The 26,085-nt window shown below is 60.5% G+C and carries 17 protein-coding genes and 1 tRNA gene; 2 read left to right on the top strand and 16 right to left on the bottom strand.

Annotated elements, in window-relative coordinates; genetic code table 11:
- Positions 1-199 precede the first annotated feature (199 nt).
- Positions 200-276, top strand: a tRNA-Met gene (locus ACGKZZ_RS10040).
- Between the two features lie 135 nt (positions 277-411).
- Here ACGKZZ_RS10040 and ACGKZZ_RS10035 read toward each other — a convergent pair.
- The 12 genes from ACGKZZ_RS10035 to ACGKZZ_RS09980 form a co-directional block, all read right to left on the bottom strand.
- Positions 412-2,502 (bottom strand): FAD-binding protein, encoded by a 2,091-nt coding sequence (locus tag ACGKZZ_RS10035; protein ID WP_411223413.1) that lies wholly within the window; start codon positions 2,500-2,502, stop codon positions 412-414.
- A 73-nt stretch (positions 2,503-2,575) separates the two neighbouring features.
- Positions 2,576-3,598 (bottom strand): LacI family DNA-binding transcriptional regulator, encoded by a 1,023-nt coding sequence (locus tag ACGKZZ_RS10030; protein ID WP_411223412.1) that lies wholly within the window; start codon positions 3,596-3,598, stop codon positions 2,576-2,578.
- Between the two features lie 91 nt (positions 3,599-3,689).
- Positions 3,690-5,291 (bottom strand): GMC family oxidoreductase, encoded by a 1,602-nt coding sequence (locus ACGKZZ_RS10025; protein WP_411223411.1) that lies wholly within the window; start codon positions 5,289-5,291, stop codon positions 3,690-3,692.
- Positions 5,292-5,319: 28 nt separating this feature from the next.
- Positions 5,320-6,801, bottom strand: coding sequence for a GMC oxidoreductase (locus ACGKZZ_RS10020; protein WP_411223410.1), 1,482 nt, complete (start codon positions 6,799-6,801; stop codon positions 5,320-5,322).
- A gap of 4 nt (positions 6,802-6,805) precedes the next feature.
- Complete coding sequence (locus ACGKZZ_RS10015) at positions 6,806-7,915, bottom strand: ABC transporter ATP-binding protein (RefSeq protein WP_411223409.1); 1,110 nt, start codon at positions 7,913-7,915, stop codon at positions 6,806-6,808.
- Between the two features lie 4 nt (positions 7,916-7,919).
- Positions 7,920-8,843 carry a carbohydrate ABC transporter permease gene (locus ACGKZZ_RS10010; RefSeq protein ID WP_411223408.1) on the bottom strand — a complete coding sequence of 308 codons (924 nt, stop codon included), beginning with the start codon at positions 8,841-8,843 and terminating at the stop codon, positions 7,920-7,922.
- On the bottom strand, positions 8,843-9,745 hold the full coding sequence (locus ACGKZZ_RS10005; RefSeq protein WP_411223407.1) for a carbohydrate ABC transporter permease: 903 nt from the start codon (positions 9,743-9,745) through the stop codon (positions 8,843-8,845). Before ACGKZZ_RS10005 ends, ACGKZZ_RS10010 begins: the two co-directional genes overlap by 1 nt.
- A gap of 64 nt (positions 9,746-9,809) precedes the next feature.
- Complete coding sequence (locus tag ACGKZZ_RS10000) at positions 9,810-11,054, bottom strand: ABC transporter substrate-binding protein (RefSeq protein WP_411223406.1); 1,245 nt, start codon at positions 11,052-11,054, stop codon at positions 9,810-9,812.
- Positions 11,055-11,098: 44 nt separating this feature from the next.
- The gene (locus tag ACGKZZ_RS09995; protein WP_411223405.1) at positions 11,099-12,631 is read right to left on the bottom strand and encodes an aldehyde dehydrogenase family protein; all 1,533 of its coding nucleotides are present in this window, start codon (positions 12,629-12,631) and stop codon (positions 11,099-11,101) included.
- Positions 12,632-12,634: 3 nt separating this feature from the next.
- Positions 12,635-13,402 (bottom strand): enoyl-CoA hydratase/isomerase family protein, encoded by a 768-nt coding sequence (locus tag ACGKZZ_RS09990; protein ID WP_411223404.1) that lies wholly within the window; start codon positions 13,400-13,402, stop codon positions 12,635-12,637.
- The gene (locus tag ACGKZZ_RS09985) at positions 13,399-14,973 is read right to left on the bottom strand and encodes an acyl CoA:acetate/3-ketoacid CoA transferase (RefSeq protein WP_411223403.1); all 1,575 of its coding nucleotides are present in this window, start codon (positions 14,971-14,973) and stop codon (positions 13,399-13,401) included. The genes ACGKZZ_RS09990 and ACGKZZ_RS09985 overlap by 4 nt, the downstream gene beginning before the upstream one ends.
- Entirely contained in the window at positions 14,970-15,977 is a 1,008-nt protein-coding gene (locus ACGKZZ_RS09980; RefSeq protein WP_411223402.1) for a Gfo/Idh/MocA family protein, read from the bottom strand. Before ACGKZZ_RS09980 ends, ACGKZZ_RS09985 begins: the two co-directional genes overlap by 4 nt.
- A 265-nt stretch (positions 15,978-16,242) precedes the next feature.
- Between ACGKZZ_RS09980 and ACGKZZ_RS09975 the strand changes: the two genes are divergently transcribed.
- Positions 16,243-17,922: an ABC transporter permease gene (locus ACGKZZ_RS09975; protein WP_411223401.1), complete on the top strand. Its 1,680-nt coding sequence runs from the start codon at positions 16,243-16,245 to the stop codon at positions 17,920-17,922.
- Positions 17,923-17,953: 31 nt separating this feature from the next.
- On the opposite strand, the gene ACGKZZ_RS09970 is transcribed toward ACGKZZ_RS09975, so the two are convergent.
- The 4 genes from ACGKZZ_RS09970 to ACGKZZ_RS09955 all read right to left on the bottom strand — a co-directional run bounded on the left by ACGKZZ_RS09970 (position 17,954) and on the right by ACGKZZ_RS09955 (position 26,011).
- Positions 17,954-18,979, bottom strand: a complete 1,026-nt coding sequence (locus tag ACGKZZ_RS09970) for a Fe(3+) ABC transporter substrate-binding protein (protein WP_411223400.1) — start codon at positions 18,977-18,979, stop codon at positions 17,954-17,956.
- A 188-nt stretch (positions 18,980-19,167) separates the two neighbouring features.
- Positions 19,168-22,779 carry a DUF4214 domain-containing protein gene (locus tag ACGKZZ_RS09965; protein ID WP_411223399.1) on the bottom strand — a complete coding sequence of 1,204 codons (3,612 nt, stop codon included), beginning with the start codon at positions 22,777-22,779 and terminating at the stop codon, positions 19,168-19,170.
- A 182-nt stretch (positions 22,780-22,961) separates the two neighbouring features.
- On the bottom strand, positions 22,962-23,381 hold the full coding sequence (locus ACGKZZ_RS09960; RefSeq protein ID WP_411223398.1) for a universal stress protein: 420 nt from the start codon (positions 23,379-23,381) through the stop codon (positions 22,962-22,964).
- Between the two features lie 11 nt (positions 23,382-23,392).
- Positions 23,393-26,011, bottom strand: coding sequence for a TRAP transporter permease (locus ACGKZZ_RS09955; protein ID WP_411223397.1), 2,619 nt, complete (start codon positions 26,009-26,011; stop codon positions 23,393-23,395).
- Positions 26,012-26,085 lie beyond the last annotated feature (74 nt).

The following is a 26,085-nucleotide window of genomic DNA, read 5'->3' as shown; positions in this document are numbered from 1 at the left end:
CCAATGGTACTGCGTCTCAAGACGTGGGAGAGTAGGTCACCGCCAAACCTAGTAAGATGCAGATTTGATCTGGACACACCCAGCTTTCCACGGTGCCACCGCGCCAATGGTACTGCGTCTCAAGACGTGGGACAGTAGGTCACCGCCAAACCGAGCAAACATCTTGAATAACGTGTCTCTCTAATACGATGGTTACTGTCGCGGGGTGGAGCAGCCCGGTAGCTCGTCAGGCTCATAACCTGAAGGTCGTAGGTTCAAATCCTACCCCCGCAACCAACTTATGCTATGATGCCTCCGCTGGTGCGACCGCGGAGGTTTTTTGCTTTTGTGCCCTCCGTGTGCCGAGTTTATCTGCTGCGCCCTCCCGCGGCCAGCCCCGCCGATGGCGGCGCGATGTCCAAAGCCTCAGCACTAGCCGCCATTGCGCTGGTTGATGTCAAAGATGTACCCGGAGAGCCAGTCAGGCCAGTCACGTTCGAAGAACGAACGGGCGCGTTCGTCGAAGGCCCGGTTTTTCCGTACTCTGATTGTGAAACCGTCTTCGGACCTGCTGACCACGATCTGTTCGACTTTCTGGTCGACACTTTCCGTGCGGAAGCGGTAGTCGGGCAAGGGACCGTCGATTGTCCATGGTAATCCCTGTCCTTGCGCATCGCAAATCGCGCGGGCACCGCGGCTGCCGCCGCCGGATCTGATGAAATGATCGAGCGCCGTCAACACCGCCTCGGACGCGAGGGCCATGTGGCGCCATTGCAGGACGCGGGAAATTTCGGAAGGCCGGTCATAGGTTATGCCCTCAGACCGGATCGCGGCATTGAGAGCGCGCGCTTCAACTAGGGCTGTCGCGACATCTTCCGCGTTGCAGATGATCCCGGCCTTTTCACTCATGCGGGCCTGCACGCTGGCGCGGATGTTCTTGGCACTCAGTGAACTCCCCGGTCGCAGAATGTTAAGCGCGGTTTCAGCGCTCTTACGCGCTTGTGCGCTCACATCCGTCGCTTGCGGTTCATGCGCCCGGCGACTCGCGGCGATATGTTCGCCGACGCGCGTTCCGAACACCTGGCCTGCGTTCAATGCGGCGCCTCCGGGGCGGGTGACGCCATGCGTTCCGGCGGCCTCTCCCACAGCGTAACACCCGCGCACATTGCTTCGCCCCCAGGTATCGACCGAGATGCCGCCGTTCATATGTTGGTTGTTGACGGCAAATTCGAGGGGCGCTTCGGCGATGTCGATCTTGTAGCGTCGGTAGAGTTCGATCGCGAGTGGGTTCATATGGCGCAAGCGCTGGATCGGCAGGTCGTGACCGGCCCCGGCGGCGTCGAGATAGGCGCGCACGTCATCGTCGAGCCGGTCCAGGCTGAACGGCAGGTCGCCGGGAACGGGCAGCGGGTTGCGATTGAAATCGAGATGGACACTGCGCCCGCCTTCGCTCTCGCGGAACACCGCCAGGTCAAGCAGGCTCGACCCGAAATCCAGCATCCGTGTCGCGTGGAACGGCCATTGATACCCCTTGCGGAAGATATTCGACGCCATCTCCTGCGTGGTGCGGTAATAGCGGGCGAGGAAATGATGCTCCTCGCCCGATGCATCGACGGAATAGACATGCGGAATGCACTGGACATAGGTGCCGGACAGGTTCCAGGGGAAGCCCTCGCGCCTCGTGCCGATCCCGAACTGGCTTTCGGTGAGGTTGACGAGGTCCAGCCCGGCGTCAATCGCCAGGCCGAGCGACCCGAAACAGCCGTTGGGAAAGACGCTGTCGCGGTAGAGTTCTCCCGGTCCACCCGCGGCCAGGACGACGACCGGTGACTGAAACACGGCAAGACCCAGCGGATTGTCGTCGGTGCGATCCCGGGCGCGGACCGTCAGCAGTCCGCAGACCTGACGGTCGTCTCCCTCTTCCTGCAAGAGGATGTCGATGGCGGTGGTCTGATTGAAGAACGGGACACCGAGGCGAAACGCTTCCTCAGCCAGAACCTTGACCATCAGGCGGGAGGTGCGCGGGCCGCAGCTCGTGGCGCGGCCAACCTCGTCATGGTCGGTCTGATAACGCAGCGTCGCGCCATGCGCGTTCTGCGGCAAAGGCAATCCCATGAATTGCAGCGACGCCATCGCGCGGGAGGAGCCGACAGCTTCCACATAGGCGGTGTCTTCGTCCATGGCGCCGCCGGAGCGGATGTCGCGAGCCATCTCGGTGTAATCATCGCCCTGGTCAGCTGTGTTCGCGATGTGAAGGGTCTGCTTGTCAGAGCCAGAACAGGCCGAGGTGCCCCCCCAGGCGCTCTGGCTGACGATGCAAACCTCGCCGCCGCGCCGCTTCAGTTCGACGGCGGCGCGCAGACCTGCGGCACCGCTTCCAACCACGACGCACCCACTTCGGTAAAGCGGGACGTCATAACCTGCGATGTCGAGCGCGTCGGTCGCCGTTTCTTCGGCGGGAAGCCGTGGCATCTCGACATCGGTCAGTGCGTCGAGGATATTCTGCGGCACATCTATGGTCACCGGATCAACCCCTTTCCGAGAGTCCCTGTTCCGACATGACAGCCGATCGGGAAGGCACAATTGCGAATGCAGTTCATGGTCTAATCACCGGTTTACCTGTGCTCGATTGCCGGGCGACCAGTTGGACCGGGGATCGCTTTTCCTCGGGTGGCCGGATACCATCGACAATCCACGCGAGCATCGTTTCCGCCGCCTGCTCCCCGAATTCAGCGATATTGCATCGGACGGAACTGAGGGCGGGGTAGACGAGCGATGCCTCTTCGATGTCGTCGAACCCGACAAGGCGAAAATCCCTACCGAGCGTGACACCGGCTTCGGCAAAACCCGCGTGCATTCCGAGCGCCACGAGGTCGCTGAAACACACCGCCGCGTCGATGTCCGGGTGTCTGTCCGCGAACGCGAGGGCCATCTCCCGCCCGAACGCACGAGACGGACGGCCCGGAAAATGCAACGCCTGCCTGCTTGCATTGGCCAAGACGGCTTCGTAGCCTGTCATCCGCTCGAGCGTGATCTTGCGGTCCGCGAGCCCACCGACGAAGGCGATGTTTCGGGCCGAGAGGTCAATAAGATGCCGTGTCGCAAGAGTGCCGCCGGTTTCATAATCGAGCGAGGCAAAGGGAAAGAGGTCAGTCCGGAAATCGACTTTTCGCAAGACCTGAAGCGCCGGCACCCCGGCGCGCTCGATCTGGTGCAACGCGTCGCGTTCTCCGTAAGCCGGTGAAACCAGAATTGCCGACACGCCATGTTCGATCATGGATTCGATGACCTTGGCCTGAACCCCGCTATCTTCATCCGTGTTGGCGATGACGGTCGCAAAGCCCTTGCGGGCGAACGCCATCTGCGCGCTTGCTGCGAATTCCGTGAAAAACGGGTTTCTCAGGTCATTGATCACCAGGCCGACCAGTTCCGTGCCCGCGCTGCGCAACTTGGCGGCGGAGCGGTTGTAGACATAGTTCAGGGCCGCCATGGAGGCTTCGACATGGCGTTTCGTCGATGTCTTCACCAAGGGCGAGTTCTGCAAGACCAGAGACACCGTCGATTTCGAAACGCCGGCGTGCCGTGCGACATCTATGATGGTCGGTCTTTTCGTCAGCATCTCGCGGCGCTCTCGGTAACGGTCGAAATCGCGCGGGTTGTCTCCGCACGTTCGGGCGCGGCACGGAAACGGAGTGGGGCGCATCGGCAGATCACGAGGAAGCTCCTGACAGACCGTTATCGGCCTTGATCATGTCGGCCGCCTTTTCACCGATCATGATCGCCGCGGCATTGGTGTTGGACGAAATGACAGTCGGCATGATCGAATTGTCGACGATGCGCAGCCCGTCTATGCCGTTCAACCGCAACCTTACGTCGACGACCGCCTCCTCGCCCGGGCCCATGCGGCAGGTGCCCGTGCAATGGTGAGATGTCTTGGAATGTTCGCAAACGAAATCGAAATACTCCGCGTCCGTTCTTACACCGGGGCCGGGTAGCTGTTCGCGCCGGATGAAAGGTGCAAGCGCCTTTTCACCGAGGATTTCCTGCGTCAGCTTCAGACCCCGGATCGACATTTCCCGATCCCTGGGGTCTGAAAGGTAGTTCGGATCGATCAGCGGAGCCTCTCCCGGATCGCGGCTCCTCAGGCGCACGGTGCCACGGGATCGGGGCCGCAGATAGCAGGAATTCAGCGTGACACCGCCATCGGGCATCGTCTTCACGCCTTTCTCGATGCCGGTCCCGAGACCGAGGTGAAACTGAAGATCGGGTGATCGCGCGTCGGGATCCGCGTACCAGAATCCCCCGGTCTCGAAAAGACTCGATGCGACAGGGCCGCGGCGCGTCAGAAGGTACTGCAGACCGGCGAGTGCAGACAGATGCAGCTTGGCGAACCGGTCATATGTGTGCGGGCCCGACACCTCGCAGATGCAATAGAGATCGAGATGATCCTGGAGGTTTGCGCCGACCTGCGGCTGATCAAGAACGACCGGAACGCCAAGGCTGTGCAGGTGATCGGCGGGACCGATCCCGGACAACTGTAACACGCGCGGCGAGCCGATCGCGCCGGATGACAAGATGACCTCCCGTTCGGCGGTCAGGATCGTGCCATCGACCAGTTCCACGCCGGTCGCGCGGCCATTGCCGACCACGATACGTTTCACCTGCGCTCGCGTGCGCACCGACAGGTTCTTGCGGTGCCGGTTCGGAGCCAGATAGGCCATCGCGGCGGAAGACCGCCGCGCGTTTCGCTGCGTCAACTGGTAATAACAGACGCCGTCCTGGGTTTCGCCGTTGATGTCAGGATTTTTCGGGATGCCGAGGGCGGCGGCGGCCTCGAAATAGGCCTCGCAGATCGGCAGCGGCGCACGCGGTTGCGACACGCCCAAGGGCCCTCCCTTGCCGTGGAAGCGGTTTTCGAACGTGTCGTTGTCCTCGGACTTGCGGAAATACGGCAAGACATCGTCATAGCCCCAGCCAACACAACCGCGCTGGCGCCAATCGTCATAGTCGAGCGGGTTGCCGCGTGTATAGATCTGCGCATTTATCGCCGAGCCGCCGCCGATAACCTTGCCCTGGGTATAGTTGAAAACCCGGTCCTTCATGTGGCGCTGCGGAACCGTTTCCCATCCCCAGCTCGCCATCCCCTTGGTCATCTTCGCAAAGCCCGCCGGCACATGGAAGAACGGGTTCCAGTCACCGCCCCCTGCCTCGAGCAGAAGAACATTCGTGTCCGGATCTTCGGACAGGCGGGCGGCCACCACGCATCCGGCACTGCCACCGCCGATAATGATGAAATCAGGGCCTCGGGTCATTGGAACGGCCCCTGTCCCTCTTGCAGCGTCATGTTGCGACCTCGCGCTCGATGATCTTTGCGGTCCGCAGAGCCAGCGCCGCGACGGTCAGCGCGGGGTTTACCGCCGCAGAGGTGGCCAGGACGCCCGCATCGGCAATGAAGAGGTTCGGATGGTCCCAAGACCGGCAGTCCGGGTCCACGACAGAGAGTGCGGGATCGTCGCCAAGGCGCAGTGTGCCGCATTGATGGGAAGGCACGCGCCCGTCGAAAAGGCGCGATAATGTCAGCGGAAAGCCTGCGGAGCGGAGGGTCTCTTTCGTTTTGGCGACCAGTTTCCGGTGCGCTGTCATGTTGCTGCGCCGCCAGAGAAGCTGGACGCTGTTTCCGTCCAGGCAAACGCGGCTTTCGGGGTCGGGCAAATCCTCGGATATCACGTAGAGATCGACCGCGTGGTTCGACATCCAGCGTGCCGCCGGTCGCGGCAGGGTGGGCACCTGAATCTTGAGAATCTCAGGCGTTACCCGACCCAGCAATTGTATGTTTCCCAATGGTTTTCCGTCTTCGGAGGCGAGATACCAATCGTTGATGCCGAAGGTCTTTTGATAGACGGACGTGTTGCGGAAGCGCGGATCGATTGCAATCACCGCACTGGCATTGTGGTTCATGAAACAGCGCCCGACCTGGTCGTTGCTGTTGGCAACGCCGGAGCGCAGCAGCAGCGCCGCCGACTGCACCGCGCCCGCGCAGACGGCAACGATCTTCGGCGTCAGGCGCAGCTCTTCGCCGTTCTTGAGGTACACGACTTCGCCGATGCGGCGATTGTCCGGACCCACCTTCAGCGCCGTAACCTCCGCGCCCGTGACAAGGGTAACGTTGTCATGGGCCAGTGCTTCGGCCAATCCGCAGGTTTCTGCGTCCATCTTGCCGTGGCGTAGATCGGGATAGCCGTCCCAGCCGGTCGCGCCGTGGGACAGCCAACGGTCGATATCGACACCGAGGGGCAGGCTGAACGGCCGCACGCCCGCCTTCTCCAGTCTTGCCCGTACACTGGCGATCGACGGTTCGTCAGGGATTGGAGGGAACGGGTAGGGTGACGCGTGCGGCGGCTCGGTCGGGTCGGAGGTCGCATCACCGCGCACGTTGTAAAGGACCTCGGCCCGCTCATACCACGGGGCAAGCTCTTCATAGGGGAAAGGCCACGCGGGCGAGACGCCGTCGAAATGTTCCAGGGCGGCGAAATCTTCGGCGCGGTAACGCAACAGCACGGCGCCGTAGAGCTTAGAGTTTCCGCCGACATTGTAATAATTGCCCGGGGTGAACGGCTGGCCGGTCTCGTTCAGCCAGGTCTCGTCCGAGCGGAACGCGCTGTTGGCATAGACCCGGTATGGATCGCGTGACGGTGCATCGTCGGGAATCTGGTGCCCCCGTTCAAGAATGACGATGCGCGCGCCGGTCGGAGCGAGGCCCGCGGCAAGCGTGGCGCCACCCATCCCGCTGCCGATGATGACGATGTCGGGCGACGTGGTCATGGTGTCAGGCGATGCGTTCTTCGGTCTTCGGATCGAACACGACGGCCTTGTCCATGTTCAGTGCGAAGGGAAACCTGTCTCCGGCGGTCACCGAGACGTCGGCCCGGAAGCGGCCCGTCACGTCCTTGCCGCCCATGTTCGTGACGACAAAGGTGTCCGACCCGGCAGGTTCGGTGATCTCGACCGGAGCCTCGATCACATGGATCGCGTCCGAATTGCGATCCGCACCATCGCGGTCGGTGATCGCTTCGGGGCGGATACCCAGAACGATATCACGCCCGTCGCCCTGCGGCGCACGGCCAGGCGCGAAAGGCACCTGCACCGTGGTTCCGTCCGAAAGAGCGATATCGGCTGCGGGCACGCCGTTCGAGGTGGCCAGGCGGGCGGGAAAGAGGTTCATCGACGGCGATCCCATGAAACCCGCGACAAACATGTTCGCCGGGTTGTCATAGATTTCCTTGGGCGTCCCGAGTTGCTGGACGTAACCGCCATACATGACGGCGATCCGCGTCGACAGGGTCAGCGCTTCGATCTGGTCATGGGTGACGTAGACGATGGTCGTGCCGAGTTTCCGGTGCAGTTTCTTGATCTCGGTGCGCATGTCGACGCGCAGCTTGGCGTCGAGGTTCGAAAGGGGCTCATCAAACAGGAACACGTCCGGGTCGCGCGTCAGCGCCCGGCCCATGGCGACACGCTGGCGCTGACCACCGGACAACTGGCCGGGCTTGCGGTCGAGCAGCGGACGGATTTGCAGCAGGTCGGCGACAGCGTCGATCTTGCGCTCGCGTTCGGGTTTGGCGATGCCGTGCATCTCCATCCCGAAGCTGATGTTGCCGCGCACGGTCATGTTCGGGTAAAGCGCGTAGCTCTGGAACACCATCGCGATGTTGCGGTCTGCGGGCTTCACGCCGATCATGCTGCGGCCCTTGATCGCGATATCCCCCGAGGTGATGCCCTCCAGCCCCGCGATCATGTTCAGCAATGTCGACTTGCCGCAGCCGGACGGGCCGACGAGCACGAGGAACTCTCCCTCTTCAATCGAGATGTTGGTCTCGTGGAGAACCCTCACGGAGCCGTAGGACTTGGTCACGTTCTTGATTTCGAGAAAGCCCATTCGATCAACCTTTCACGGAGCCGGCCATCAGGCCGCGGACAAAGTAGCGCCCGGCGACGATGTAGACGAAGAGAGTGGGGAGCGCCGCCATGATGGCGCCAGCAAAGTGAACGTTGTATTCTTTTACACCGGTCGATGACTGCACGAGGTTGTTGAGCGCAACCGTCATCGGCTGGCTGTCGAAGTCCGAGAACGAGGCTCCGAACAGGAAATCGTTCCAGATGTTGGTGAACAGCCAGATGATGCAGACCACCGCGATTGGCCCAGACGACGGTACGAGGATGCGCCAGAAGATGGTGAAGAAGCCCGCACCGTCGATCTGCGCGGCCCGGACGAGTTCGGTTGGAAACGCGGCATAGTAATTGCGGAAATAGAGCGTCGAGAATCCGATGCCGTAGACCATGTGGACGAAGATCAGCCCCGGCACCGACCCCGCGAGACCCATCAGTCCAAGCATCCGCGCCATCGGGATGAGCACAATCTGGAACGGGATGAAACAGCCAAACAGCAGCAGGCCGAAGATGAGGGTCGAGCCGCGAAAGCTCCATTTGGTGAGGACATAGCCGTTCAGTGCGCCAAGAATTGTCGTGATCGCCACGGCGGGCACCACCATGATCAGCGAGTTCAGGAAATAGGGGCGCAGACCGGTTGCCTGGACGCCCACCTGCGCGGAGGACCAAGCACTCCGCCACGGCGCCGTCGTCCAATCGCCCGGCATTGCCATCATACCGCCCGAGGTGATCTCGGACAGGGGCTTCAGCGAGTTGATGACCATCACGTAGAGCGGCAGCAGGTAGTAGATGCAGAACAGTGCCAGAAGCAGGTAGAGGATGATGCGCGGCAGCTTTGTCAGCACCGAGGTACGCCCGGTCGGCACGGGCGACCCGGTATCGGCGGTGACCACATTGGATGTGGGTGCTGTCGCCATCACTTTTTCTCCCGCAGTTCGGACCAGAGATAGGGCACGATGATGGCGGCAATCGTCATCAGCATGATGACGGCCGAAGAGGCACCGATCCCCATCTGGTTGCGGGTGAACGTGTAGGAATACATGAAGGTCGCAGGCACCTCGGTCGCCGTGCCGGGGCCGCCGCCCGTCAAAGCGATGACGAGGTCATAGGACTTGATCGCCATATGGGCGAGGACGACGAAGGCGGACATGAAGGCCGGGCGCAGTTGCGGGATCACGATCCGGCGATAAAGCGCGACAGTGGACGCGCCGTCGATCTGGGCGGCTTTCAGCATCTCGCCATCTATGCCCCGCAATCCGGCGAGGAACATGGCCATGACGAACCCGCTCGTCTGCCAGACGGCGGCGATGACGATGGTGTAGATCGCCATGTCGCTGTCCTTGATCCAGTTGAATTCGAAGCTCGTCCAGCCCCAGCCGCGCATCACCGCCTCGAGGCCGATGCCGGGGTCCAGGAACCATTTCCAGGCGACGCCGGTGACGATGAACGACAACGCCATCGGGTAGAGATAGATGGTACGGATGAACCCTTCCGCCCGGATGCGCTGATCCAGCAGGATCGCCAGCAGCAGACCGAGGATGCAGCAGATCGAGATATAGAGCCCGCTGAAGATCACCAGGTTGGTTATCGCCGTATCCCAGGCGCGGATGCGGAACAGGTTTGTGTAGTTCTGCCAGCCGACCCACCCGAAAGAGGGCAGGATGCGGCTGTCCGTGAAGGACAGGTAGATCGTGAATGCAATGAAGCCGTAAACGAAGATCGCGACCAGCAGGATTGACGGCGCGAGCACCAGTTTCGGCAGTGTGTCGCGTAACCGGTCGAGCGGTCCGGAGTGCTGTGTCGTCACGGTATCGGGCATGTCTGATCTCCCGCAAAGTGTGCCGGGAGGCGGCTGAAATCACCGCCTCCCGGGGGAGTGCAGATTACTTGTTGATCTGCACGGCGGTGACAAGTTCCTGCACCGCGGTTTCGCTGTCGTATTCACCGTTGAAATGCGCGGTGACGACGTCATACATCGCGTTCTTCACGGATGCGGGGTTGGCGTGGCCATGCGCGAAAGACCCGATCAGGTTGCCGCTGCCAGCTGCCTCGATGAAGTCGGCATAAGCTTGCTGTCCGCAGGCATCGAGTTCGGAGGCATCCAGATCGGTCCGTGCAGGGACCGAGCCCTTTACCTTGTTGAAGGCGATCTGGAACGACGGGCTCAGGATCGCCGTGGCGAGCGCCGCCTGTTCAGACGACACCGCGTCGCCCTGGCGGAACATGGCGAACTGGTCAGTGTTGTAGATCACCTGGTCCTCGGTTCCGGGGAAACGGAAGCAGACGAAATCTTCGTTCGGGGTTTCTCCGGCGTTCAGGAATTCGCCCTTGGCCCAGTCACCCATCACCTGAAAGGCAGCTTCGTCGTTGATCACCATCGCCGATGCGAGGTTCCAATCACGGCCCGAGAAATTGTCATCGACGAAGCCGCGCAGAACAGCCATCCGGTCGAAGGCTTCCTTCATCGTGTCCGAGCCGAGCGCCTCTTCGTCGAGGTCGATGAACGCGGAACGGTAGAAGTCGATACCGCCGGTCGCCATCACGACCGAGTCAAAGATCGTCGCGTCCTGCCAAGGCTGGCCGCCATGTGCGAGGGCGACGTAACCGGCATCCTTTGCAGCCTGCAATGCGGCGACGAACTCGTCCCAGTTCGTGGGCCGTTCAATCCCCAGCTCGTCCAGGATCGATTTGTCGCCCCAGAGCCAGTTGGTCGAGTGGACGTTGACGGGCACGGCGACCCATTCGCCGTCATAGACCGAGAAGTCCTGGATTGCGGCGGGGACCACTTCGTTCCAGCCCTCGTCCTCGGCAAGGCTGTTGAGGTTGGCGAGCGCCCCTTCCTTTGCCCAGTCGGTGATGTCAAAGCCAAGCATCTGCACGGCAGTGGGCGCGTTGCCCGAGGTGACGCGGGCACGCAGCACGGTCATCGCCTGGGTGCCGCCTCCACCAGCCACGGGCATGTCCTCCCAGCCGATGCCGCCGGCGCCGAGGTCTTCCTTGAGAACGTTGAGCGCCGCCGCCTCGCCACCGGATGTCCACCAGTGCAGGACCTCGACGTCCTCGGCATATGCAGTTCCAGCGATGGCCAATACGCCCACCGCAGTCAGGGTTCCGGCTAAATAACGCATGGTATCCTCCCGTTTGCGTTTCTGGTTCGGTTTGCGGCCGCCTATCAGGGCGACCGCTTTTTGACCCAAGGTTCCCGCGTCCGCCCAATCCGCATGACGAGCGATTTCACCTCGAGGAATTCTTCAAATCCGTAGCTGCCGATTTCACGGCCCTGGCCGGATTGCTTGACGCCGCCGAATGCAAGCTCCGGGAAACCATCCATCCAGGTGTTGGTCCAGACGGTGCCCGCCTGCGCGCGCCGAGCGAATTCGAGACAAGTGTGAACATTATCGCTCCAAACGCCAGCAGATAGTCCGTAGCTCGCATCATTGGTAAGCGCGATTGCCTCCTCGAGCGTGCGGAACGTCAGCACCGAAAGGACCGGGCCGAACACTTCCTCACGGGCGATCGCCATGTCCGGCGTGACGCCGCGTATGATCGTGGGCTGGTAGAACTGGTCGCCCAGGCCCGGCACCGTCAGTGACGCGCCGCCAAGGCAGACCTCGGCTCCGGCCGCGACGGCAGCGCGCACGTGGGAGTCGATCTTGTCGTTGTGCTCCGGTGTCACGATGGCGCCGACCTGGGTGTCGGGGTTCAGCGGGTTGCCGAACGCGACATTCCGCGACAGTTCGACCACGCGGGAGACAAAGTCATCGGCAATGTCCTGATGTACGATGATCCGGCTGGACGAGTTGCAGCACTGGCCGACGTTGAAATGGACGCCAAAGGTCACCGCATCGGCCGCACCCTCGAGATCGGCATCGGGAAAGATGACCTGCGGGTTCTTGCCGCCCAGTTCCAGCGCGACTTTCTTGAGGCTGTCGCCTGCCGCCTTGGTGATCGTCTTTCCCACCGCCGTCGAACCGGTAAATGTGACCATATCGACATCCTCTTGGGTCGACATGAGGCTTCCCACCGGATCGCCATGTCCCAGCACGATGTTGCAGACCCCCGGCGGCAGCCCGGCCTCGGCCAGGAGTTCGGCCAGCATCGCGGTGGTCGAAGGTGTCATCTCGGACGGCTTGACCACCGCCGTGCAACCGGCGGCGAGTGCGAAGGGCAGTTTCTGGCTGAGGATCCAGAACGGGAAGTTCCACGGCGTGATGATCGACACCACACCGATCGGCTCCTTCAGCACGATGCCGAGAATATCCTCCCCCAGCGTGTTGTGGCTTTCGCCATGAACGCTGCGCGCCAAGGATGCGGCATAGCGCCATAGATCGCCCGCGCCGCCGCATTCACCGCGCGACTGACTGATCGGTTTGCCGCTCTCCAACGTTTCGATTATCGCAAGACGTTCCTCGTTCGCCTCGATCAGGTCGGCGACCCGGTTGAGAACCTTCGCGCGGTCCTTGCCCGACAGACGGCTCCAGCGGCCGTCGTCGAAGGCACGGCGCGCGGCTTTGATGGCGCGGATCGTTTCGGCTTCGCCGCCTCTGGCGGCGCGGCTGACAACGATGCCGTGGGAGGGCGATACACGCTCAGTAGTTGCACCGTCGGCACTGTCCACCAGCTTGCCATCGATGAAATGGCGTGCATGGTAGGGCTCGGCAGGGAGCGGCGTATTGGTGTCGGAGATAACATGCATGTCGAGCATTATTCAGACTCCCGTGAAATTCGGTGTGCGCTTGTCGCGAAAAGCCGCGACGCCCTCGGTGCGGTCGTCGGTGGCACCGGCCATACCGGCGCCGAGAGCCTCGATCATCGCCGCACTGTCCTCTCCAGCGGCGGCATGGATCATATACTTGGCGATTTCGGTGGCGCGCGGAGAGGTGCCGGCCAGGCGTTCCGCCAGGGCAAGCGCGGCGGCGCGGGGATCGTCGCTGATCTCGGCCGCAAAGCCCAGAGCCAGCGCCCGCTCAGCCGCGATCCGGCGACCGAAAAGGGCCATTTCCTTGACCGCAGGCTCACCAATGAGACGGATCAGCCGCTGCGTTCCGGACCATCCGGGCACGATGCCGACCCCCGCTTCGGGCAGCGAAAGCGTGGCCCCCGGCGCCATGACCCGAATATCGGCGCAGGCGGCAAGTTCCAGCCCGCCGCCGACGGCATGGGCGCCAAGTGCCGCCACAGTGGGCTTGGACAAGCGGGCCAAGCGATCGAAAATGCGGTGCCCATCGCGCACCCAGTGGCGCGCGAAATCGCCGGGCGAAAGCTGTGACCAGGCCAGGATGTCAGCCCCGGCGCAGAACGCCTTGGCGTCTTCGGCGGTGATGATAACGGCGCGCACATCGCGGTCGCCTTCCAGCGTTGCGCAATGGGTTTCCAGCGCTTTAAGCATGTCGACGGTTAGCGCGTTCAGCTTGGCCGGGTTGTCCAGCCGCAGTTCGGCCACCGGTCCGTGCGATATGAGGTGCAGCGCGCTCACAGGTCCAGTTCCATCGGCCCGGCCTTCAGAAGTGCAGTCGGCATCGCGGTGGCGTTTTCGGCCACGCGCACGCGCCCATTGGAGGCCTCAACGATATCGCGAACAGGGTCGATACCGGGCATGATCTCGGTCGCGACCAGTCCGTCGCCGGTCAGACGGATGACACATCGCTCGGTCACGTAGATGACGCTCTGTCCGGTGTCGCGCGCCCGTTTGCCCGAAAACGTAATGTGTTCGACCTTGTCCACCATCTTGGTGAATTTTCCGGGCTTGCGGACGGTCAAACCATCGTCGGTCAGCTGAATATCGGCGCCCGCCTCGAACAGGCCGGAGAACACGATCTTTTTCGCATGCGCCGTAATATCGACAAAACCGCCACAGCCGGCCGTCAGGTAGGGTTTCTTGCCTAGCTTCGAGACGTTGACGTTGCCCGCCGTGTCGACTTCAAGGAAGGACAGGAACGACACATCGAACCCGCCGCCCTGGAAATACATGAACTGTTGCGGCGACGGGATGAAGGCATCCGCATTCGAGGCGCAGCCGAAGGCGAAGTCCAGAAGCGGCATGCCGCCCGTCGCACCCTGTTCGATGGCCCAGGTCACAGCCCGCGGATGGCCCGCCTCCAGCAGTACGCGTGGCACCATCGCCGAAATGCCGAAGCCGAGGTTGGCGGTCATTCCGCGCTTCAACTCCATCGCCGCTCGGCGGGCAAGAACCTTCTCGATACCGTGTTCGGGCAGGGTAAAACTCGACCAGGGCCGCATGATTTCGCCCGAGATGGCGGGGTCGTAGTCGGTTTCCGTGGTTTGGCGCTGGTCGGGGTCCACGACGATCATATCCACAAGATGGCTCGGCACACGCACATCATGGGGGCGCAGCGATCCATCGGCGGTGACGCGCTTGACCTGCGCAATGACGATTCCGCCGTAGCTGCGCACTGCAATCGCCTGTTCCAGACCACCGAGATAGGCGCCCTCGTGTTCATATGTCAGATTGCCGCGCTCGTCGGCCGTTGTGGCCCGGATGATCGCCACGTCCGGCACGATATTGGGGAAATGAAGCCAGGTTTCACCGGACATCTCGATCCGGTTCACGATTGGCCGGGCTGCGGCCAATTTGTTCATCGCGCACCCCTGATGGTGCGGATCGACAAAAGTGTCGAGCCCGACCTTCGTCATCACGCCCGGACGCCGCGCGGCGACATCGGCATGCATGTCGAAGAGAATGCCCGAGGGCACGTTATAGGCAGCGATCCGGTTTTCGGTCAGCATCTTCCAGATTTCGGGCATGGGCAGCGATGACGGACCCGAGGGGTAGGAGCCTGCCACAATGGTGGAAAGCAAGCCGTCCTTCGCGATATGGTCGATGCCCTTGATCCCGTACATATCGCCAGCAGCAATGGGATGCAGCGTGGTCAGATCACGCGGATGGCCTTCTTCGTCGAAGCGCCGCCCGATGGCCTCGAGCACCTTGTCGGGGCAGCCTAGACCGGAGGAGGAGGACACGGTGACGACGGCACCGTCTTCGATCCGGCTGGCAGCATGCGCCGCAGAGACGATTTTCGACCTCATTTTGAAGGCTCGCCGTAGTTGACGCGTTGACAGGTGCCGGATCGGGCTGACTCGCGGACGGCCAAGGCAACGGCGAGTGACTTGACACCGTCGATCCCATCCGCCGACGGGCGACCGCTGCCGGCGGCCGCCTTGGAGAACAGACGGACGGCACGGTGATAGAGGTTATGCGTCTCGAAACCGATTTCGTGCCGCCCCTGCGCATCGACCAGGTGGATCGTGCCGACAGGCTCTTGCGACATGACGCCGTCCGCGTGGATCGACCCTTTAGTGCCGTGAATCTCGATCCCGGTGCGGGCGAACGGGTGGGTAAAGCTTTCATGGCTCTGGACCATCGCGCCGGACGGCATGGACCAGACCGACATGGCGCTGTCCTCGACCCCTTCGCCAAGGCCGGAGGTTGCGGATTTGGCGATCACGTCCACCGGATCCTCGCCGAGCAGGAAACGGACCGTATCTGCGTCGTGCACCGTGATGTCGGGAATGACACCGCCCCCGGCCGAGGCGTCGTTGATCCGCCAGCCGCGCAGTTGTTGCGGCAGGCTCACGGCGTGAAACACCCGGACGCTTTGGACGTCACCGATTCGGCCTTCGTCGATCAGGTCGCGGATCGCGAGATGCGATCCCGCATTGCGCAAATGATGGTTCGTTCCAAACGTGACGCCCTCCTCATCCGCCGCGGACACCATTTCGATGGCGTCCGCAAGAGATGTGGCCAGCGGCTTCTCGCACAGGACATGCTTACCCGCAGCAATCGCCATCAAGGCCTGTGCATGGTGCTTTTCGTTCGTCGTCGAAATATAGACGGCATCGATGGGTGGCCCGTCGAGAAGGGCGTCAAGATCGGTGAAGCTGTGCGGGATGGCGTGATCTTCGGCGTAGCGCGCGCCGCGCGTGGCATCGGAACTGAGGACCGAGACGATTTCGCTTTCGGGTTGCACCCGCAGCGCGTCGATCATGTAGCCGGACGCAATCCTGCTCGCGCCGATAAGAGCCCATCGCATATCAAAACCTATTCGATCTGAAATTTCCCCAAGCTTGTCAGTGTCAGTAATGGAACGTTCCAAAAAAGTCAAGGCGATTGCTTTGATGACGCGTTTGGGGGCTCTCGAACGCGCGGACAAATCGCGCCCATAAATCGCCGTGCGACCTAAAGCCATCCAATTTTCAGCGAAGCGGTTTCCATGTGCGAACTTCGGGTGATATGGGAGTGCCGAAACCTGAGCGAACCAATCGGGATTGACTCGACATGAGTATCAAAGAGAACCAATGACGGACATTGCGCATCACCTCAATAAGCGCGTGCGTTCGGTTTGGGGAGCCGTTCCTTGGATCTTGGCCGGCTTCGTCGCGGCAATTTGCATCCTGCCGCATTTCAGTGTCCTGATCGCGGCATTCCTCGGCTCGACAGATACGTTGGAGTCGTTGGCTGAAACCGTTCTTGGTCGCTATACGTGGACGACCATTGCCTTGCTTGTCCTCGTTGTTGTTCCGAGCACGATCATTGGAACGGCGACTGCGTGGCTTATCACGACAACGGAATTTCGCGGGCGTCGCGTCTTGGAAATTGCGCTGGTTCTGCCTTTGGCGTTTCCTGCGTATGTTCTGGCATACGCATACACACACGTTCTCGATCATCCCGGCATCGTGCAGTCGACGTTGCGCTCTGTCATGGGGTGGGGTCCGCGCGATTACTGGTTTCCCGAAATCAGATCCCTTGGCGGCGCCGCGGCGATGCTCACTCTGGTGCTTTACCCTTATGTTTATCTTCTGGCACGTGCCGCATTCGCGTCGCAAAGTGCGACGACGTTCTATGCCGCGCAATCGCTCGGACAGTCGCGAACGGGCGCGTTTTGGAGGGTGTCATTGCCGATGGCTCGTCCAGCGATCGCGTCGGGCGCAATGCTGATCGGCATGGAGACAATCGCGGATTTCGGCACGGTTTCCTATTTCGGCGTCCAGACGTTCGCTGTGGGCATTTATTCCAGTTGGTTCACCTTTGCTGACCGAGCCGCGGCTGCACAACTGTCGCTTGGATTGCTGGCATTTGCCCTATGCCTCGCGATCCTGGAGCGGATCAATCGCGGTGAGGCGCGCTATGCCTTCGGACGCAAGTTCGAGCGGATGCCGCGTGCAAGATTGGTGAAAGGAAAAGCACGACTGGCGTTTTTGGCCTGTTTCATACCCGCTTTCCTTGGAGGGTTGCTGCCCGTAGTCATGTTGGCCGAAATGGCGATGGGATCGGAGCAGAGCCTGTTCAGCCCACGCTATCTAAAATTCGCGCAGAACTCGGTAACACTGGGATTGGTGGCGGCGGTGGTAACCGTCGCGGTTGCATTGTTGTTCGGAAGCCTTGCGCGCACGCGCACGTCCTGGTTCGCAACTGTCGCGCTCTATATCGGGCGCCTTGGCTACGCTGTGCCAGGAGGGGTTATCGCCGTCGGTTTGCTGGTTCCATTTGCCTTCTTCGACAACGCGCTTGATGCCTACATGCGCGATACCTTTGGTATTTCAACCGGATTGCTGTTCACCGGCTCGATCTGGCTGCTGGTTTGCGCCTACATGATCCGCTTTCTCGCGGCGGCGATTGGGGCCTACGAAGGTGGAGTCGCAGTGATCAACCCGAATATGGACGCCGCCGCGCGGGTGTTGGGGCAAAGTGAATGGGGCTTGTTGCGCCGAATCCATTTCCCGCTGCTCAGGCCAAGCCTGTTCACCGCGTTGCTGATCGTGTTCGTCGACGTGATGAAAGAGTTGCCAGCCACGTTGATCATGCGCCCCTTCAACTTCGACACCTTGGCGGTGCAGGCACATCGGCTGGCTTCCGATGAAAGGCTGTCCGGTGCAGCGGTGCCGAGCCTCGTGATTGTCGCGATCGGAACGTTGCCGGTGATCCTCTTGTGCCGGCGGATTCTGAACGAGCAGGACAAGATGAAAAAGGGCGCCTAAGCGCCCTTTTCCGTCTGCGAAGTCGATCAGTTCACTTCCAACCGACTTCGTTGAAAATTTTCTGCGCAGTTGGGACGTTCTTGGCGACATCGGAAAGGTCGACATCGTCTGGCCGGAACAGACCAAGCTCGGCAACCGAGGGTGACAGGCCAACCCCGGGAACTGCCGGATACTCGTCATTGCCGCCCGAGAAATACTTCTGTGCCTGATCGGACGCGAGATATTCAAGGAACTTGATCGCGTTGTCCTTGTTCGGCGCATTGGCTGCAACGCCACCGCCAGACAGGTTCATATGGGCGCCCTCGGCATTCTGCGCCGGAAAAATCCATCCGATGTTCTCGCGTACATCTTCCGACAAGCCTTCGACTTCGGTGCGAATGGATCGTGCAAAGTAATACGTGTTGGCAACGGAAATGTCGCATTCACCCGATGCAATCGCGCGAAGCTGATCGGTGTCGCCGCCCTGCGGATCGCGCGCGAAATTGTCCACCATGCCTTGCGCCCATTCACGCGCGGCGTCTTCGCCGTGATTTTCGATGATCGCGCTCAGGAGGGTTTGCGCATAGACGTTGGTCGAGGAGCGGTGGCAGACCTGACCTTTGTACTGCGGATCGGCCAGCGAGATGTAGTCCATAGGGGGATTTGTCACATCGGCTTTATCGTAAAAGATGATCCGCGCGCGTTGGCTGAATCCGAACCACTGGTTGTCTTTGTCTTGCAGGGATTCAGGGATGCGCCGCTCCAGAATTTCGCTGTCGATTGACTGCAACACGCCTGCTGATTTCGCGCGTTCGAGACGCGACGTGTCGACCGTCAACAAGACATCCGCGGGGGAATTTGCGCCTTCCGCTTCCATACGCGCAATCATTTCATCACCGTTGCCTTCGATCCGGTTGATCGTGATGCCGGTGGCCTCGGTAAAGTCGGAATACAAGCGTTCGTCCGTGTCATAATGGCGCGAAGAGTAAAGGTTCACCTCTCCCTCGGCCAAAGCAACGGTGCCAAGTGCGGTGGTCGCGATCAGGGCGAGCGTCGATGTTTTTGTCAAAAAGGGCATGGCTTTCTCCGTGCTGCTAAATCTTACGGAAAAAGTCAGTTACATGATTCACGGGGCAGCACAAGTCTTTCTGACTAAAACACTAAGAATACTGAAATGCCCGGTTCGAGAAAGATTAAGGCCAGCCGACACGGCGTCGGCTGGCCTCTTCTGTCATGGTCTGCGTCTCGATGGGACGGACGGAAAAATCAGATCGTGAACGGATCGTCCAGAACGCCGACCAGCGGCATCAGGAAGTCCCCGTTGACCGGGTCCATCGCGGCAGTGTGCAGTGTTTCGATCGCTTCCACCGCGGTGGCAAGACTGTCGGCGCTGCCATCGAACAAGGCCAGGACCTGCGCCGCATCTTCGACATTCGACATTCCTTTATGCACTGCGAAGAACGCGCCAAGATCGGTTTTCTGTTCCAGGTAAAGCTGGTCGGCCGCCTGGCGATCGAGAAACGCTTGCGACGCCCCTTCGGGTGCCTCCGCGTCAACGCCACGCAGGACTTGCAGGATGAATTCACCACGGGTGACCTCGCCGCTGTCCAATGCTCCGGTCCAGAACCGCAATCCTTCGATGTCGGGCGAGCGGCCCAGCACGTTTTCGTAAACCTGTGCGGTAAACTTGATGTTGCTGGTGTCGTCCGGATACGTTGCCGCCGTTTCGTCCTGAAGCGCGAACTGCTCCGCGATTTCTTCCAGCGACGTACCGTTGGCATACGCGGTCCCCCAGAAGGACAAGCCGACGGCGTCGGGCGCACGGTTGAAGTAGGCGATATACATCTCGATGAAGTTCTCGAATGCCTCTTCTCCGAGGTCGGTGTGACCGCCGAACCGCTGTAGATCGACCGGGCCGTCAAAAGCGCCGATCTCGGTGCCAAAGTCGATCAGTTCGACCCCATCGAGACCAATTGTGCCCAAACCACCGTCGCTCCGGTCGGTGACCGTCACGCCATCGGGGCTGAGGCGCAGAACGTAATTGGATTGATCGCCGGCAAAGACCGCGGTGTCTTCACCGTCGAGCCCGTTGATCTGTTCAACGCCTGCCGTTGCAACCAAAGTGTCGGCGTCAGACGTGCCTTCGAGCACTCCATCGGTAACGCTGTCGTCAGACGTTTCGGAATCGTCTTCGACCAGAGGGCCCTCGCCATCGGGGAAGGGCACTGCGGGTTCTTCAGCGCTCAAGACGGTTTCGACGGTTCCGGCGCCGTCGGTAAAGGTAAGCTGAACGCTGAGCGCCGCGCCGCGATCGTCGGCGGTGATGGTGTACAGTTTCCCGGTTGCGCCGCTGATCGGCTCCCCATCGCGCAGCCATTGGAAACTGGATCCAGCCTCATCATAGCCATCGCGGTCGAAGACCGCGTCGGTTCTCGCAAGCAGATCGGCACCTTCGACCGGGAAGCCCAGGATCACCAGTTTGCCAATCGGAACCGAGTTCACATGTCCGGCGGGCGGTTCGGGAACCTCCGGCTCGGTCGGCCCCGTCGGCTCGGTCGGAGTGCCACCGTCTCCGCCGCCAGTGGTCGGTGGCGGTGTGGTCGTGCCGCCCGGCACCGTTGGCTCCGGCTTGCTGGTCACGGTTTCGCGAGTGCCGTTGCCATCAAGATAGGAGTACTGAACGCTGATTTGAGTTCCGCGATCTGCCAGGCCGACATCATAAGTCTGCGCGGTCGCGCCGGAAATCGGCTCACCGTCGCGCAGCCACTGAAATGTAGCCGAACCGTAATTTATGCCGTCAGGATCAGTAATACTGTTCGGGCGCGCGGTGAGCGTGTTGCCGACGAGAGCTTCGCCAAGAATGTTAAGCGGTCCGTTGGGGCTGTCGTTATCCGGATTATTCGTGCCTGGGTTTTGCGTACCACCGGTGCTGCCGCCGCCAGAGGGAGGTGCCACGCCCGAGGGTACCGCAGGCTCGGGCTTGCTGGTCACGGTTTCTCGGGTGCCACCGTTGTCCATGTAGATGTACTGCACGCTTATCTGCGTGCCGATATCGGTTGTAGTGACGTCATATGTTCCGCCAGTGGCGCCGTAAATCGGGCTACCGTCTCGGAGCCATTGAAAGCTCTCAGATCCCCAATTGATGCCATCGGGATCGCTGACACCGCCTTTGCGCGCTGTCAGTGTATTTCCGACAAGCGCTTCGCCGAGGATTATCATGGGTCCGACGGGTTCGTTGTTGTTGCCGTTGGCTCGCACCGTGGCAGTCGGGAAGTTTTGTGTGGTCACGTTTGTGCCTCCAATCTTAACTGTCGTGCCGTCGGAGAATGTGAGAACCACACCCCCGTCGGCTTGTGCGTTTTCCAACGCGTTTTCTACCTGGGATTGTTCAAAATCCAACAGGTCTAGGATGTCTTGAGAAAGGTCGAAATCTGTGATCGTGACCTTTTGATCGCCTGGATTTATGTCGAAAACATCGGCTCCGCTGCCTCCGGACAGAGTGTCATCGCCTCCACCTCCGGACAGGGTATCATCGCCGTCGTTCCCTGATATCTGCTCGTTGTTTTTGCCCCCTTGAAGCCGGTTCGGCCCGGCATTGCCGTTTATTATGCTTTTATCACCTGATGCGACCGCATCGATCAACTCGAAATTGTCTTCTCTGAGCGGAGTTCCGCTTTGAAAATCGTGAAAAACGTCAACATTTGTGCCGTCTTCCAGTGTCAGCCGTGACACATTGCCAGCAATCTTGGTGATCGCTGAAACGACCTCTGCCCTGGAGTTGAACCCGCTGTCGATCAGGCGAATGATTTCGGACCCGACGTCAAAATCCGAGATCGTGTTTTTTCCGTCGCCCTTGCCAATGACAAAAGTGTCGGTGCCGCCTTGTCCATAAAAAGTATCGTTGCCGCCCCCGCCACGCAGCTCGTCGTTGCCCGTCCCGCCGCCGAGATAATCGTCACCTGCGCCGCCCATGAGCGTGTCGTTCCCGGTTTGGCCAAACAGAACATCGTTGCCCATGTTGCCGAGCAACAGGTCGTTCCCATCCCCGCCCTGAAGGGAATCGTTGCCACCGAGGCCGTCGATTGTGTCAGCTACATCGCGGCCAAAAATTCGCTCGCCTGCCAATGTGGCAATTGCCGGTTTGATACCTTGTTTGGAGAAACCTGCGATGTCGTAGCCGATATCTGCGAGGATCGCTTTGTCGTATTGGCTGAGCAGAACGCGCGTTCCGTCGATCAAGGACGGATCAAGAGACACGCTGTCGCCTGCGAAACCGTTCTGCACATGGCCGCCATCCGGGGTGATGGGAATCGCCTGGCCGTTGTTGACGGATTTGGCGTTCGGACCGGTGAACGACGTATTTGACACCCATCTATCGAAAGCGCCCGAGGTTCCGACGCCGAGAATATGGCCAATCTCGTGTACCGCGACAGACAGGAAATCGCTTTGTCCTGCCGCCGGATTGCCGAGGCTGAACGACCAGTTGGCCGTCGTGTCAAAGGTGATCGACCCCGCCCAAGGCTCGAAATCGGTGACGGTGCCGGTGCCGCGGAAATCAGAGCTTACGCGTGCGGCATAGACATCACCCGCGGCATCTGTGCCGTCAGGGCCGGCGAGCGCCAGGGTCGATCCGGGAAGCGCGGTCGCGCCGACAAAGACGATGACGTCATCAACGGCGTTGGTCAGTGTTACGGTTTCGGTTGCATAGGACGTCGGATTGCGGATTTCGAACCGCGTCCCGACCGGAACCTCTTCAAAGTCATCGCGAATGATGCCTTCCCACTGCGCGGCGGCCAGTTCGAGCGCCGCGCGACGCGCCGGGCTGTCGAAAAAGCCCGTGCTATCGAAGCGGTAGTCGAATGTGATCGTGAATGCCACGTCGCAATTTCCTTGCTGGCGTTGCCAATGCCAGAAGGTGATTCCTCAAGGCTACAGCTACGTTTGCGTTAATTTAACAGCAAAGAAGTAAACAAGGAGTTCGGCAGCATCGTGATGCTATTGGGGCAAGACTTTAGCGAAATAGGATCAAATCTTGTTCTGTGACGCCCAACGCGCGGAAATCAGTCGCGCAAGACAAGCACCGATTTGGCGGAATGGCGTACCAGACGCGCGGCGTTCGACCCCAGGAGATAATCCTTGAGCTGCGGCTGGTGGGCACCGATCATGATGAGATCAACGTTCAGCGAGTTGGCCAGCGCGATCACCCGGTCATAAACCGTGCCTTTGAGCACATAGCTTTTGGCGGTGATTCCGGATGTTTCGATTTGCCGGCTCAGTTCGGATTCGGCCTCGGATTTGGCTTTCTCTTCGAACCCGTCCTCCATGTAAGAGCCGACAATCGGCATTCCGACATTGGGAATGACCGAAACGACGTGAACGTCGCTGTCCCATTTATCCGCAAAGACCTTGGCGTTCTTGAGCAGTTTTTGCGCCTCGTCGGGAAGGGAAATGTCAACGGGAACCAGGAGGATGTCGAACATGCAGAAATTCCTTAAAAGGCGGGTTGTGTCATGCGGCGACTTTGAAGGCCGATGATCATGAGAAGCAGCAGCAAGGCTGGAATGAAGAACAACTCCTTGGGAAGCCGCTCGTTCTCGATCTGAACCAACTCGATCTGTGCAGGTTCGTCGCCGTAGAAATCATATTCATTCGCAAGTTTCTCGAAGAACGGCGTGCCGGGGAACGGCTCTTCCAAAAGCAGCGTGTCGCCTTCTTCCATCACGCTCAGTCCGACAGCCTGAAGCCTCTCCATGCCAGACCCTTCGGCCTCGGGTTTGACGAGGATCGTCTTGGTGCCCACGATCCCGGTGTCGAAATCGGGCGCCGACACGGTGATCCGGGCCTCTTCCCCGACACCGATGTCACCAATGGCGGCGATGGCCGCCGGACCCGAATAATCGACATACCGGTCCTGAAACTGATCGAGGAAGAACCCCGGACGGAACAGCATGAAGACCACGACAAGCATCACCACGGCCTCCCACTTGCGGGTCTTGGCGATGAAATAGCCTTGGGTGACCGCAGCAAAGGTCAGCATGGCGATCAGCGAGATGAAAAAGACGAACACGGCCTTGAGCGGGCCGACGTCGATCAGCAGCAGATCGGTGTTGAAGATGAACATGAACGGCAAGAGCGCCGTGCGAATGTCATAGGCAAAGCCTTGCACGCCCGTTTTGATCGGGTCGCCGCGAGAGATCGCGGCGGCCGCATAGGCGGCAAGGCCCACAGGCGGCGTATCGTCGGCAAGGATGCCGAAATAGAACACGAACATATGCACCGCGATCAACGGCACGATCAGCCCCGCCTGCGCGCCCACCGACACGATCACCGGTGCCATGAGTGACGAGACCACGATGTAATTGGCAGTGGTCGGCAGGCCCATGCCAAGGATCAGCGACAGCACCGCCACCAGCACAAGCAGGATGATCAGATTGCCGCCCGAGATCACTTCGATCACCTGTCCGATGATCTGGTGCGCCCCGGTCAGGGAGATCGTGCCGACGATGATGCCCGCCGCGCCCGTCGCCACACCGATGCCGATCATGTTGCGCGCGCCGCTTTCGAGCCCGAGGACAAAGTCCTGAAAGCCGGCAATCGCCTGGTTAGCAAACTCGGATTCGCCCCGGAACATCGCTTTCAGCGGCCTGTGGGTCAAGGCGACGATTATCATCGTAATCGTGGCCCAGAACGCGGACAGCGCCGGTGAGAGACGGTCAAGATATTCTGTGCGCACCATCAGGTTCCAGACCAGCACAAAGATCGGCAGCGCAAAATAGGCTCCACCCAGGAACGTCGGCGTCAGACGCGGCGCAGAGACCGCCTTTTCGTCAGGATCATCGACCTTGAGATCGGGGTACTTCGACGACAGGTAAACAAGGGCGACATAGGCAATCGCCAACAGCACCAAGGACGGATACACGGTTGCCCCCGGCATGATCGGTTCGAGCATCGCCCGGAATGCGACAACGAGGAACGTCACCGCAGCCATGCCCAGAAACCCTGTCAGGAACAGGACCAGAATCAGGATGACCCCGATGTGCCGCCCGGGTTTTTTCAAACCCTGAAGACCCAGTTTCAGGCTTTCCAGATGCACGATATAAAGCAGCGCGATGTAGGAAATAACCGCAGGCAGAAAGGCGTGTTTGACAACATCGATATAGGGAATGTTGACATATTCGACCATCAGGAACGCTGCCGCTCCCATGACCGGTGGCGTCAACTGACCATTGGTCGAAGACGCCACTTCGACAGCGCCTGCTTTTTCCGAGGAAAATCCGATGCGCTTCATCAAGGGAATGGTGAAGGTACCCGTCGTGACGGTGTTGGCGATGGAGGATCCTGAAATCATGCCGGTCATCATCGACGACAGCACCGCTGCCTTGGCCGGTCCCCCGCGCAAAGATCCGAGCAGGGCAATGGCGACCTTGATGAACCAGTTGCCGCCGCCCGCTTTTTCGAGCAAGGCACCAAACAACACGAACAGGAAAATCATCGAGGTCGAGACCCCGAGAGCGACGCCAAAGACGCCTTCGGTCTGCATCCAGTAATGGCCCATCGCCTTGGAGAAGGACGAGCCGCCGTAATTGGTGATCCGCCCGATCCATTGCGAATACCCGCCGAAAAACGCCAGCGCGAGGAACAGCGACGCGATGATGACCAGCGGCAAACCCAACGATCGGTAGACCGCAACCATCAGAACCACCATGCCGATGGCGGACATGACGATATCGGTCGTGCTCCAAAGACCGGGGCGGTCGGCAATCTCGAAGCGAAAGACGATAAGATAGAGACAGGCGGCAACGCCAAGGATCACAAGCGCCCAATCATAGGCCGGTATCCGGTTGCGATGCCCGAAAATCGGAAAGGCCAGCGTCGCCAGGGCGATCGCAAAGGCAAGGTGAACATAGCGCGCCTGCGCAACGATATTGGCGAGGATGCTGACACCCGTGGCCTGCGCCAGGACACCCGGTAGCTTTGACGCGATATATAATTGAAAGAGGGACCACGCGATACACAGCCCGAAGATCAGGGTGTTTGCAAAGGCACCGGCCTGTCGTGCGCCGGTATCGGCCTCTGCCACCATGTCTTGGGCGGTTTTTGTCTCGGTCATCTTGATGTCCCCCCGAATGCGCGGTTCCCGCGTCGTTTTAAGGCAAAACACCGGCGCACCTTGAAAGATGCGCC

Origin of the sequence: Marivita sp. S2033, assembly GCF_046592965.1 — a bacterium.
GTDB lineage: Bacteria > Pseudomonadota > Alphaproteobacteria > Rhodobacterales > Rhodobacteraceae > Marivita.
This window is presented reverse-complemented; position numbering and strand designations above follow the sequence as displayed.

What these genes read in the sequence shown, in the direction of transcription:
- ACGKZZ_RS10000 (WP_411223406.1), bottom strand. Translation starts at nt 11,054, where the DNA reads ATGCGTTATTTAGCCGGAACCCTGACTGCGGTGGGCGTATTGGCCATC.
- ACGKZZ_RS09985 (WP_411223403.1), bottom strand. Translation starts at nt 14,973, where the DNA reads ATGAGGTCGAAAATCGTCTCTGCGGCGCATGCTGCCAGCCGGATCGAA.
- ACGKZZ_RS09955 (WP_411223397.1), bottom strand. Translation starts at nt 26,011, where the DNA reads ATGACCGAGACAAAAACCGCCCAAGACATGGTGGCAGAGGCCGATACC.
- ACGKZZ_RS10030 (WP_411223412.1), bottom strand. Translation starts at nt 3,598, where the DNA reads ATGCTGACGAAAAGACCGACCATCATAGATGTCGCACGGCACGCCGGC.
- ACGKZZ_RS10020 (WP_411223410.1), bottom strand. Translation starts at nt 6,801, where the DNA reads ATGACCACGTCGCCCGACATCGTCATCATCGGCAGCGGGATGGGTGGC.
- ACGKZZ_RS09980 (WP_411223402.1), bottom strand. Translation starts at nt 15,977, where the DNA reads ATGCGATGGGCTCTTATCGGCGCGAGCAGGATTGCGTCCGGCTACATG.
- ACGKZZ_RS10015 (WP_411223409.1), bottom strand. Translation starts at nt 7,915, where the DNA reads ATGGGCTTTCTCGAAATCAAGAACGTGACCAAGTCCTACGGCTCCGTG.
- ACGKZZ_RS09975 (WP_411223401.1), top strand. Translation starts at nt 16,243, where the DNA reads ATGACGGACATTGCGCATCACCTCAATAAGCGCGTGCGTTCGGTTTGG.
- ACGKZZ_RS09960 (WP_411223398.1), bottom strand. Translation starts at nt 23,381, where the DNA reads ATGTTCGACATCCTCCTGGTTCCCGTTGACATTTCCCTTCCCGACGAG.
- ACGKZZ_RS10025 (WP_411223411.1), bottom strand. Translation starts at nt 5,291, where the DNA reads ATGACCCGAGGCCCTGATTTCATCATTATCGGCGGTGGCAGTGCCGGA.
- ACGKZZ_RS10005 (WP_411223407.1), bottom strand. Translation starts at nt 9,745, where the DNA reads ATGCCCGATACCGTGACGACACAGCACTCCGGACCGCTCGACCGGTTA.
- ACGKZZ_RS10010 (WP_411223408.1), bottom strand. Translation starts at nt 8,843, where the DNA reads ATGGCGACAGCACCCACATCCAATGTGGTCACCGCCGATACCGGGTCG.
- ACGKZZ_RS09970 (WP_411223400.1), bottom strand. Translation starts at nt 18,979, where the DNA reads ATGCCCTTTTTGACAAAAACATCGACGCTCGCCCTGATCGCGACCACC.
- ACGKZZ_RS09995 (WP_411223405.1), bottom strand. Translation starts at nt 12,631, where the DNA reads ATGCTCGACATGCATGTTATCTCCGACACCAATACGCCGCTCCCTGCC.